This is a genomic window from Streptococcus sp. 9.1(2021), assembly GCF_030466425.1.
Lineage (GTDB): Bacteria > Bacillota > Bacilli > Lactobacillales > Streptococcaceae > Streptococcus > Streptococcus wuxiensis.
This window is the reverse complement of sequence record NZ_JAGQFU010000001.1, coordinates 594,834-606,986: the sequence shown is the minus strand read 5'-3', so window position 1 is coordinate 606,986 and position 12,153 is coordinate 594,834. Positions and strand designations below refer to the sequence as shown.

General features: G+C 38.6%; 10 protein-coding genes. All 10 read left to right on the top strand.

Annotated features, from left to right (window positions below; translation table 11 throughout):
* Window positions 1-23: 23 nt before the first annotated feature.
* Entirely contained in the window at window positions 24-2,849 is a 2,826-nt protein-coding gene (ppc, locus tag KBU52_RS02990; protein ID WP_254724266.1) for a phosphoenolpyruvate carboxylase, read from the top strand.
* Between the two features lie 443 nt (window positions 2,850-3,292).
* On the top strand, window positions 3,293-4,291 hold the full coding sequence (gene trpX, locus KBU52_RS02985) for a tryptophan ABC transporter substrate-binding protein (protein WP_254724265.1): 999 nt from the start codon (window positions 3,293-3,295) through the stop codon (window positions 4,289-4,291).
* Window positions 4,292-4,351: 60 nt separating this feature from the next.
* Window positions 4,352-5,218 carry an ABC transporter permease gene (locus KBU52_RS02980; protein WP_036752806.1) on the top strand — a complete coding sequence of 289 codons (867 nt, stop codon included), beginning with the start codon at window positions 4,352-4,354 and terminating at the stop codon, window positions 5,216-5,218.
* The gene (locus KBU52_RS02975; protein WP_195184164.1) at window positions 5,215-5,973 is read left to right on the top strand and encodes an ABC transporter ATP-binding protein; all 759 of its coding nucleotides are present in this window, start codon (window positions 5,215-5,217) and stop codon (window positions 5,971-5,973) included. The genes KBU52_RS02980 and KBU52_RS02975 overlap by 4 nt, the downstream gene beginning before the upstream one ends.
* Window positions 5,974-6,220: 247 nt before the next feature.
* Window positions 6,221-7,981, top strand: coding sequence for a DNA primase (dnaG, locus tag KBU52_RS02970; RefSeq protein ID WP_254724264.1), 1,761 nt, complete (start codon window positions 6,221-6,223; stop codon window positions 7,979-7,981).
* Window positions 7,982-7,983: 2 nt separating this feature from the next.
* Window positions 7,984-9,093 carry an RNA polymerase sigma factor RpoD gene (gene rpoD / locus KBU52_RS02965; RefSeq protein ID WP_004252673.1) on the top strand — a complete coding sequence of 370 codons (1,110 nt, stop codon included), beginning with the start codon at window positions 7,984-7,986 and terminating at the stop codon, window positions 9,091-9,093.
* A 17-nt stretch (window positions 9,094-9,110) separates the two neighbouring features.
* Complete coding sequence (locus tag KBU52_RS02960) at window positions 9,111-9,440, top strand: metal-sulfur cluster assembly factor (RefSeq protein ID WP_004252676.1); 330 nt, start codon at window positions 9,111-9,113, stop codon at window positions 9,438-9,440.
* 109 nt (window positions 9,441-9,549) lie between these two features.
* A complete protein-coding gene (locus KBU52_RS02955) occupies window positions 9,550-10,593 on the top strand; it encodes a glycosyltransferase family 4 protein (RefSeq protein WP_254724263.1) in 1,044 nt (347 codons plus the stop codon).
* An 8-nt stretch (window positions 10,594-10,601) separates the two neighbouring features.
* Window positions 10,602-11,918, top strand: coding sequence for a glycosyltransferase family 4 protein (locus tag KBU52_RS02950; RefSeq protein ID WP_254724262.1), 1,317 nt, complete (start codon window positions 10,602-10,604; stop codon window positions 11,916-11,918).
* Between the two features lie 26 nt (window positions 11,919-11,944).
* The gene (locus KBU52_RS02945) at window positions 11,945-12,136 is read left to right on the top strand and encodes a PspC domain-containing protein (protein WP_006148426.1); all 192 of its coding nucleotides are present in this window, start codon (window positions 11,945-11,947) and stop codon (window positions 12,134-12,136) included.
* The last annotated feature ends 17 nt before the right edge of the window (window positions 12,137-12,153 follow it).

The window sequence follows — 12,153 nt, the reverse complement described above, 5'->3', positions numbered from 1 at the left end:
GAAAAAGTGACAAGGAGAAAAATATGTCTCTTCAAAAACTAGAAAATAACAGAAACAAAACTGTCGTGCAAGAAGAAGTTCAAATTTTGACAGAATTGCTTGAAGATATTACTAAAAATATGCTTCCCGCTGAGACCTTTGACAAGATTATGCAGTTGAAGAAGCTATCATCAAATCTAGACTATCAAGGACTAGATAATGTAGTGAGAAGCCTTTCAAATGATGAAATGGTCTACATCTCCAGATATTTCTCTATTTTACCACTTTTGATTAACATCTCCGAAGACGTAGACTTAGCATATGAGATTAACCATCTAAACAATATTGATCAAGATTATCTTGGTAAATTGTCAACAACCATTGAAATGGTTGCTGAAAAAGAAAATGCGGCTGAAATTCTAGAACATCTGAACGTGGTGCCAGTATTAACAGCCCATCCAACTCAGGTTCAACGTAAGAGTATGCTGGACTTGACTAATCATATCCATACTCTCTTGCGTAAATACCGTGACGTGAGAATGGGGCTTATTAACAAAGAAAAATGGCATAATGATCTTCGTCGCTACATTGAGATTATCATGCAGACGGATATGATTCGTGAGAAGAAACTAAAAGTAACGAATGAAATCACAAACGTGATGGAATATTACAATAGTTCTTTCCTACAAGCTGTACCAAATCTAATGTTAGAGTATAAGCGTCTTGCAAAAGAGCAGGGAATTGACCTAAAACAAGCAAAACCTATCACCATGGGAATGTGGATTGGTGGAGACCGTGATGGCAATCCATTTGTAACTGCTGAGACACTCATGCGTTCTGCTACCATTCAAAGTGAAGTGATCTTAAACTACTACATCAGTAAGATTTCTAGTCTCTACCGTACCTTCTCTCTTTCTACTAATTTATCTAAGACAAGTAAGGCGGTTGAAGAAATGGCAGCTCAATCTCAAGATACTTCTGTTTTCCGCGAGAAAGAACCTTATCGTCGGGCTTTTCACTTTATTCAATCAAAATTAATTCAAACTCTTTTAAATTTGAAAGAGTGGGCTCTTGTCGGCTCATCAGCAGATGAACGCCATCACATTGAACGACTCTTTGGAACTCAAGGACATCAACAAGGAGTAGTTACTGACTATATTAGTAACCGTCTCTCAGGAGCCATTCAAGAATTGGCTGAAGATCGTCCTCCTTACTACGAAACAATTGAAGAATTTAAACAAGACTTAGCTATCATTAAAGATTCATTGCTTGAAAATAAGGCAGAGGCCTTGCTTACTGGAGAGTTTGCCGAGCTTTTGGAGGCTGTTGAAGTCTTTGGATTCTTCTTGGCATCTATCGATATGCGCCAAGACTCAAGTGTTCATGAAGCCTGTGTTGCTGAATTGTTAGCATCTGCCGGAATTAATGACCATTATAGCGATCTTTCAGAAGATGAGAAGTGCGAGTTGCTTTTACATGAACTATTAGAAGATCCTCGAATCTTGTCAGCTACTCATGCTGAAAAGTCTGAACTTCTTGAAAAAGAATTAGCCATTTTCCAAACTGCACGTGAATTAAAAGATCGTTTGGGAGAAGACGTCATTCGTCAAACGATTATTTCTCATGCAACCAGCGTGTCTGATATGTTAGAATTGGCGATTATGCTGAAAGAAGTCGGTCTTGTTGATGCTGAAAAAGCACGGGTTCAAATCGTGCCTCTCTTTGAAACAATTGAGGACTTGGATCATTCCGAAGAAACAATGAGAAAGTATTTCTCATTACCACTTGCTAAGAAGTGGATTGCTTCAAAAGATAATTATCAAGAAATCATGCTAGGTTACTCTGATAGTAATAAGGATGGTGGTTATCTATCATCTTGTTGGACGCTATACAAAGCTCAACAACAATTAACCGCTATCGGTGATGAATTTGGAGTCAAAGTAACCTTCTTTCACGGTCGTGGTGGTACTGTTGGCCGTGGTGGTGGCCCTACGTATGATGCCATTGCTTCTCAGCCACTCAAATCAATCAAGGACCGTATACGATTAACTGAACAAGGTGAAGTTATCGGAAATAAATACGGAAACAAGGATGCAGCTTACTATAACTTAGAAATGTTAGTATCTGCAGCTATTAACCGTATGATTACACAGAAGAAGAGTGACACCAATACGTCAAATCGCTATGAGGCCATCATGGACCAAGTAGTCAGTCGTAGCTATGATATTTACCGTGAACTAGTATTTGGAAATGATCATTTCTACGATTATTTCTTTGAATCTAGTCCAATCAAGAATATCTCAAGCTTTAATATTGGTTCTCGTCCAGCAGCACGTAAAACAATCACTGAAATTGGTGGTCTACGTGCCATTCCTTGGGTATTCTCATGGTCACAAAGTCGTGTCATGTTCCCAGGTTGGTATGGTGTTGGTTCAAGCTTCAAGGAATTTATTGATCAAGATCCAAAAAATATTGAATACCTTCGTGACATGTATCAAAATTGGCCATTCTTCCAGTCACTCCTATCAAACGTTGACATGGTTTTATCAAAATCAAATATGAATATTGCTTTTGAATATGCTAAACTTTGTGAAAGCGAAGAAGTACAAGCAATCTACTATACTATTTTGGATGAATGGCAATTGACCAAGAACATTATATTAGCTATCGAAGGCTATGATGAACTTTTGGCAGAAAATACTTACTTGAAAGACAGTTTGAACTACCGCATGCCTTATTTCAATGTTCTTAACTATATTCAGTTGGAATTGATTAAGCGTCAACGTCGTGGCGAGCTTTCTTCAGATGAAGAAAGATTGATTCATACAACTATTAACGGAATTGCTACAGGATTACGTAATTCAGGTTAATACTAGAAATATTTTCCAAAAACCGTAGGAATTTTCATAATTTTTTAAAATAATTCATGAAAATCCTTGACAAGTTTTAGTAAAATGATATAATTTAAGCATTCAGAAAGTAATCATTGAATTTTTTTAGCGAGTCTGTGGTTGGTGGAAACAGATAGATGAAGATGAAGAAATTGGGCTGGATGTTATTAAGAATTTGAAATCATAAGAATTCGGTGAGCACACCTTATAGTGCAACTCGTGAAGCGAGTAAGAGCGATAGGAATAATTCCTATAATTGAGGTGGCACCGCGCATCGACGTCCTCACACAAGTTTTTTGTGTGAGGACTTTTTCTATGGGGAGGAAAAAATGATGGAAATCAAACGATGGCGACGCTTGGTAAAGTTATATTGAAAGTGACATGAACATTACTAAGTTTAAGTGAAATAAGGAGAAATAGATATGAATAAACGTTTAATTGGTATTATTGCAGTACTAGCACTTGTAGTTGGAGGAAGCTTGGTCTACTCTAACTTAATGAAACAAGATACTAAAACCGAGACAACTAACAAAACAGCTAAGGTTGGTGTTCTACAGTTCGTCAGTCACCCATCACTCGACTTGATTTACCAAGGTATCCAAGATGGACTTGCTGAAGAAGGCTATAAAGGCGACCAAGTTAAAATCGACTTTATGAATTCAGAAGGTGACCAAAGTAAGGTTGCCACAATGAGTAAACAATTGGTGTCAAATGGAAATGATGTTGTTGTCGGAATTGCGACACCTGCAGCTCAGGGTCTAGCAAGTGCAACAAAAGACCTTCCTGTTATCATGGCAGCTATTACAGACCCAGTTGGAGCTAACCTGGTACAAAACTTGGAAAAACCAGGTGGAAACATCACAGGGGTATCTGACCATAACCCTGCTGAACAACAGGTTGAATTGATTAAAACATTGACTCCTGATGTCAAGACAGTTGGAGCTCTTTACTCAAGTAGCGAAGATAACTCAAAATCACAAGTCGAAGAATTCAAAGCTTACGCTGAAAAAGCTGGTTTGAAAGTAGAGACTTTTGCAGTTCCTTCAACTAACGAAATTGCTTCTACAGTAAACGTTATGACTGGTAAAGTAGATGCAATCTGGGTTCCAATTGACAACACAATCGCATCTGCGTTCTCAACTGTAGTATCAAGCAACCAAACAGCTAAAAAACCAATCTACCCAAGTGCGACTGCCATGGTAGAAGCAGGTGGTTTGGCATCAGTCGTTGTGGACCAACACGATCTTGGTGTTGCTACCGGTAAGATGATTGCCAAAGTCTTGAAGGGTGAAAAACCAGCTGATACTCCAGTTAATGTCTTCTCAACTGGTAAATCAGTTATCAATAAAAAAGTGGCTCAAGAACTTGGAATCACTATACCTGAATCAGTTCTTAAAGAAGCTGGTCAAGTAATCGAATAAGAATGAAGGAGGAGTTGGAGACATCTCCTCCAATTTTTAAAAGAAGGAAATGAATGTAACATGATAGTATCGATTATTTCACAAGGATTTGTCTGGGCTATTCTAGGTTTGGGAATCTTTATGACCTTTCGAATCCTCAACTTTCCAGATATGACAACCGAGGGTTCCTTCCCGCTTGGAGGAGCGGTAGCAGTAACTCTAATTACACAAGGTGTCAATCCTTTTCTTGCTACCTTAGTAGCTGTTGGAGCAGGCTGTCTTGCAGGTTTAGCGACTGGTCTTCTTTACACGAAAGGAAAGATTCCAACACTCTTGTCTGGTATTTTGGTGATGACTTCTTGTCATTCTATCATGCTCATGATTATGGGACGGGCAAACCTTGGGCTCTTAGGAACTAAACAAATCCAGGACGTTCTTCCTTTCTCATCTGAGGTTAATCAATTATTTACAGGTTTGATTTTTGTGACTTTGGTTATCCTTCTTATGCTTTTCTTCCTAGATACTAAATTGGGACAAGCTTATATCGCAACAGGAGATAATCCAGATATGGCTCGTAGTTTTGGTATCAATACTGGACGTATGGAGTTGATGGGCTTGGTCTTGTCAAATGGTGTGATCGCACTTGCTGGCGCTCTTATCGCTCAACAAGAAGGATATGCAGATGTTTCTCGTGGTATCGGGGTTATCGTAGTTGGTCTTGCAAGCTTAATTATCGGAGAAGTACTCTTTAAGAGTTTGACTCTAGCAGAACGCTTGGTTACTATTGTTGTTGGGTCTATTAGCTACCAATTCTTGGTATGGGGAGTCATTGCTCTTGGCTTTAATACTAGCTACCTCCGTCTATACAGTGCTCTTATCCTAGCAACTTGTCTAGTCATTCCAACCCTTAAGGATAAATACTTGAAAGGAGTCAAGTTAAGCAAATGACAGCGATTGTAGAATTAAGAAATGCCACAAAAATTGTGAAAAATGGATTTGACGAGGAAAAAATTATCCTAAACGATGTTTCGCTTGATATTTATGAACACGACTTCATCACAATCTTAGGTGGAAATGGTGCAGGAAAATCAACACTCTTTAATAGCATTGCAGGAACTTTGCCCTTGACTAGTGGGACTATCCGTATTATGGGTGAGGATGTGACTCATTTTAGTCCTGAAAAACGCGCTAAGTACCTTTCTCGTGTCTTTCAGGATCCTAAGATGGGAACTGCCCCTCGAATGACGGTTGCAGAAAATCTCTTGATTGCAAAGTTCCGTGGTGAAAAACGTGGACTTTTTCCGAGAAGACTCTCAGCTTACAAGGAAGAATTTCAAGCAACCATTGAGAAGGTTGGAAATGGCCTAGAAAAACACTTGGATACACCGATTGAATTCTTGTCAGGTGGACAAAGACAGGCCTTGAGCCTCTTGATGGCAACCTTGAAACGTCCTGAACTCCTTTTGTTGGATGAACATACGGCAGCCCTTGACCCTAAAACGAGTGTGGCCTTGATGGAATTGACAGATGACTTTGTCAGCAAGGACCATCTAACAGCATTGATGATTACCCACCATATGGAAGATGCTCTCAAGTATGGAAATCGCCTCATTGTTATGAAGGAAGGACGAATCATCCAAGATTTAAACAAGGATGAAAAAGCCAAGATGAAGATTTCAGATTACTATCAGTTGTTTGAATAAAATTACTCATTTACAAAAAACTTAGGGATAAAATTTTACCTCTAAGTTTTTTGTTGAGCAAATAGAGATTTTTTTATTTATATATTTTTTCAATTTTAAGTAAATGTGTAATTTCCTAAAATTTTACTCTCGAAAATGCCTATTTTCTATGAAATAGAAGCATGTAAAGAGTATGAAATGGTTTACTTTTTTTCAGAAATAAGCTATACTATATAAAGTAAACTGTGATAAAATGGAGGTATTGTCTATGGTTGACAAGAGAGTCATCGAAGAAATCAAAAACAATACCAATATTGTCGAAATCATAGGAGAAGTGATTTCTTTACAAAAATCTGGACGGAACTTTTTAGGGCTCTGTCCTTTTCATGGTGAAAAGACCCCTTCCTTTAACGTGGTCGAAGATAAGCAATTTTACCACTGTTTTGGTTGTGGTCGTTCTGGAGACGTCTTTAAGTTTATAGAAGAGTATCAACAAGTAACTTTTGCGGATGCGGTAAGGATGTTGGGCGAACGTCTCGGAATGCACCTTGAAGCTCCTGTACATAACCCTGTCCCACACACGTCACCCTATCAAAATCTCTACGATATGCATGACAAGGCTGCACGCTTTTATCATGCAATCCTCATGACGACTAAAATGGGTGAGGAGGCGAGAAACTATCTCTATAAACGTGGCTTGACTGATGATGTCATTAAACACTTTATGATTGGTCTAGCTCCAGCAGAACGCTCTTATCTTTATCAGCGTTTAGCAGACGATTATAGTGAGAAGGACTTGCTGGATTCAGGTCTATTTTATCTATCTGAGAGTAACCAATTTTTTGATACTTTCCATAACCGGATTATATTTCCACTCTCAAACGACCAAGGAAAGGTAATTGCTTTCTCTGGACGGATTTGGCAAGAGACAGATTCTCAAACTGCCAAGTATAAAAATAGTCGAGCAACGGCGATTTTTAACAAGAGTTACGAATTATATCATTTGGATAGGGTAAAAAAAGGGTCTGGAAAAGCTCCTGAAATGTATCTGATGGAAGGCTTTATGGATGTTATTGCAGCCTACCGTGCTGGTATTGAAAATGCAGTAGCTTCCATGGGAACGGCCTTGACAGCTGAGCACGTCGAACATCTCAAACGCTTTACAAAAAAAGTGATTATCACTTATGACGGTGATAAGGCAGGACAAGCTGCAACTGCTAAAGCTTTGGACGAGCTTAAAGATCTACCTGTACAAGTTGTCCAGATTCCTGATGCAATGGATCCTGACGAGTATTTACAAAAGAATTCTCCAGAGGATTTGGCTTATCTTTTATCCAATACTCGAATCAGTCCGATTGAGTTTTATATCCATCATTACAAACCTAGTAATAGTGATAATCTCCAAGCACAGATTGAGTTCATTGAGAAAATTGCACCTCTTATCGTCAAAGAACCTTCTATCACAGCCCAGAACACCTATATTCATTTGTTGACGGATCATTTACCATCTTTTGATTATCAACAAGTTGAGCACATCATCAACGAAAGTCGTGTCAGACAAAGACAAGAAAAAGTGAAGCAGGTTGTTAATCCGACACCAATTACTATGTCGGTTACTAAACAATTGACTGCAGTCATGAGAGCTGAAGCACATATTCTTTATCGTATGATGGAGCACCCCCTTGTGTTGAATGATTATCGTTTGAGAGATGATTTTGTATTTGAAACTCCAGAGTTTCAGACCTTGTATGGACTCTTGATTGATAATGGTTCGATATCTTCTGAAGACTTAGCAAATCAGACTAGAGAAGTTGAAAATGCTTGGTACCAAGTGTTAGCCTTGGATTTACCTTCTGAAATGTCTCCAGAAGAACTAAAAGAAGTGGAAGAGTCTCGTAATCGTGCTCTTTTGAATCAACAAAACTTGCAAATTAAAAAGAAGGTTCAGGAAGCTAGTCATGTAGGTGATACTGATACTGCTTTAGAAGAGCTTAAACGCTTAATTGCCCAAAAAAGAAGAATGGAGTAAGAATGGCAAAAAAACAAAAAGAAGTAACAACTTTTGATGTCCAAGTCGCTGAGTTTATTCGTAACCATAAGAAAACTGGTACTGCGACAGATGACGAAATCAACAATGTCCTTGTAATTCCTTTTGCTCTTGATGTTGAAGGGATTGAAAATCTTTTGCAACGTATTCAAGATGCAGGTATTGCAATCACGGATAACGAAGGAAATCCAAGTGAGCGTGTTCTAAGTACAGAGGAAGAACCGGAACTAAGTGATGAGGACTTAATTGGTTCAACATCTGCCAAGGTTAACGATCCTGTCCGCATGTATTTGAAAGAAATTGGGGTTGTACCTCTTCTTACAAACGAAGAAGAAAAAGAATTAGCTCTTGCTGTTGAAGCGGGAGATGTAGAAGCGAAACAACGTCTAGCAGAGGCTAACCTTCGTTTGGTAGTGTCTATCGCGAAACGATATGTTGGACGCGGTATGCAGTTCCTTGACTTGATCCAAGAAGGAAATATGGGATTGATGAAGGCCGTTGATAAATTTGACTACTCTAAAGGGTTCAAATTCTCAACTTATGCAACTTGGTGGATCCGTCAGGCTATTACCCGTGCCATTGCTGACCAAGCTCGTACCATCCGTATCCCAGTTCACATGGTGGAAACTATCAACAAGCTTGTTCGTGAACAACGTAATCTTCTTCAAGAGTTGGGACAAGATCCTACTCCTGAGCAAATTGCTGAACGTATGGATATGACACCTGATAAAGTTCGTGAAATCCTTAAGATTGCTCAAGAACCCGTTTCTCTTGAAACACCTATTGGTGAGGAAGATGATAGCCATCTTGGTGACTTTATCGAAGATGAAGTGATTGAAAATCCAGTTGACTACACAACTCGTATCGTCTTGCGTGAGCAGTTGGATGAAGTTCTAGATACCTTGACTGATAGAGAAGAAAATGTCTTGCGTCTTCGTTTTGGACTCGATGATGGTAAAATGCGTACGTTAGAAGATGTGGGTAAAGTCTTTAACGTCACTCGTGAGCGTATTCGTCAGATTGAAGCAAAAGCTTTGAGAAAACTTCGCCAACCAAGTCGAAGCAAACCGCTTCGTGACTTTATCGAGGATTAAGATAGAGGAGACTAAATATGGCTTACACAGAAGAGCAAATTGAAACTATCAAAACGAAAATCTTATCTGCTCTAGAAGAAGTTATCGACCCAGAATTAGGAATCGATATCGTCAACCTAGGTCTGATTTATGAGATTCGATTTGATGGTGATACCGGTGATACTGAGATTGATATGACCTTAACGACTATGGGTTGTCCATTAGCAGATCTCTTGACCGATCAAATTTATGATGCTATGACAGATGTACCAGAGGTTACTAACGTTGAAGTGAAATTAGTTTGGTATCCAGCTTGGACGGTTGAAAAAATGAGTCGCTATGCACGTATCGCTTTAGGTATTAAATAGAATGATATAAAAAAAGAAATAGTATAAGTGTTAGGAAATTCCCTAGCTTTTATGCTATCTCTTTTTTAATTTGCTGATTTTCTTTCAATAAAATGATATAATGGATAGTATGGAAAAAGAGAAATTACGCATCAACATGCTAAGTTCGAGTGAAAAGGTAGCAGGACAAGGTGTTTCTGGAGCTTACCGTGAACTTGTGCAACTTTTGAAACGTGATGCGAAAGACCAACTAATTGTAACGGAGAATCTTCCTGTGGAAGCTGATGTTACTCATTTTCATACAATAGATCTTCCATACTATTTATCCACTTTCCAAAAGAAACGCTCTGGACGTCGAATTGGTTATGTTCACTTCTTACCTGATACCTTAGAGGGCAGTTTGAAAATTCCGTTCTTCCTAAAAGGAATCGTGAAGCGCTACGTATTTTCCTTTTATGACCGTATGGAACACTTGGTTGTGGTTAATCCTACTTTTATCGAAGATTTGGTTGCAGCTGGTATTCATCGTGAAAAGGTGACCTATATTCCTAACTTTGTTAACAAAGAAAAATGGCACCCACTTTCTGCAGAAAAACTAAGTCAACTTCGAAATGACATGGGATTGAACGAAAATCAATTTGTAGTAGTAGGAGCTGGGCAGGTTCAAAAGCGTAAGGGAATCGATGATTTCATCACTCTTGCTGAGGAACTACCGGATATCACCTTTATTTGGGCGGGAGGCTTCTCATTTGGTGGGATTACAGATGGTTATGAACGCTATAAAAAAATCATGGATAATCCTCCGGAGAATCTGATTTTCCCTGGAATTGTTGAGCCAGAACGGATGAGAGAACTCTATGCTTTGGCAGATCTGTTCTTACTTCCTAGCTATAATGAGCTCTTTCCGATGACTATTCTAGAAGCTGCGAGTTGTGAAGCTCCCATTATGCTTCGGGACTTAGATCTTTATAAGGTGATTCTAGAAGGAAATTACAGACCAACCACCGATGTGGAAGAGATGAAACAAGCTATTTTGGAATATAGAGAGCATCCAGAAGCTTTGAAAGAGTTAAAAGAAAAGGCCAAGGCTATTTCAAGAGAATACTCAGAGGAGCATCTCCTTGAAATATGGCTAAAATTCTATCGGGAGCAAGCGGCTTTAGGAAAAAAATGAGGTAGTATATGCGAATTGGATTATTTACAGATACTTATTTCCCACAGGTTTCGGGTGTTGCAACCAGTATTCGAACCTTAAAAACAGAGCTTGAAAAGCAAGGGCATGCAGTCTTTATCTTCACGACAACCGATAAGGATGTCAATCGTTATGAAGACTGGCAGATTATTCGTATTCCTAGTGTTCCTTTCTTCGCCTTTAAAGACCGTCGTTTTGCTTATCGCGGATTTACGAAAGCTCTTGAAATTGCTAAACAATATAAACTCGATATTATTCATACCCAAACGGAGTTTTCTCTTGGTTTATTGGGAATTTGGATTGCTCGAGAACTGAAAATCCCAGTCATTCATACATATCATACCCAGTATGAGGATTATGTCCATTATATTGCTAAGGGGATGTTGATTCGTCCAAGTATGGTCAAATATCTTGTTCGAGGTTTTTTGCATGACGTTGATGGAGTCATTTGTCCGAGTGAAATTGTACGCGATCTTTTATCTGACTATAAGGTAAAAGTTGAAAAGCGTGTTATTCCTACTGGAATTGAACTTGCCAAATTTGAACGCCCTGAGATTGGTCCTGAACACATTAGTGACTTAAGGGATAAACTAGGGATCCAACAAGACGAAAAGATGCTTCTAAGTCTTTCTCGAGTTTCTTACGAGAAGAATATTCAAGCAGTTCTTAAAGCTTTACCAGATGTCCTAAAAGAAGAACCAAATGTTAAACTGGTTGTAGCTGGAGATGGACCTTATTTAGACAATCTTAAGGAGCAAGCAGAAGATTTAAAAATTCAAGATTCTGTTATCTTTACAGGTATGATTCCGCCAAATGAGACGGCACTCTATTATAAGGCAGCTGATTTCTTCATATCGGCTTCTACAAGTGAGACTCAGGGATTGACTTATCTGGAAAGTTTAGCTAGTAAGACACCTGTTATTGCCCAGGGTAATCCTTATTTGGATAATCTCATCAATGATAAAATGTTCGGAACTCTTTATTATGAGGAAAGAGACTTGGCAGGAGCGATTCTTGAGGCTTTACTTGCTACACCGTCAATGGATGAAAAACACTTGGCTGAAAAATTATATGAAATTTCTGCTGAGAATTTTGGTAGAAGAGTCCATGAATTTTATCTAGACCTCATTATTTCAAATAATTTTGCCAAAGAAACAGGGGCTGACGAACCTGTTACAAAACGTATTTTAAAGACAGTCTTCTATATTCCGCAACAGGCTGTTACTATGCCAGTTAAAGGTTCGAAGCGTATGCTTAAAGCATCTAGAAAACAATTAAGAAATTTAAGAAAATATTTAAATGATTAATCAAATCAAAGAAAGGAAATAAAAATATGCAAAAGAAATTTATGAGAAGTGGTAGAGATCAAAAAATCGGTGGTGTATGCGCTGGTTTAGCACATTATTTTGATATTGACCCTACAATCGTACGTGTTATTTGGGGAGTTTTGGCTTTCTGTTATGGTGCAGGACTTATTGCTTACTTGATCTTGTGGGCAATCGCTCCTGTATCTGATGAGTATTAATATTAGAGTATTAGAGT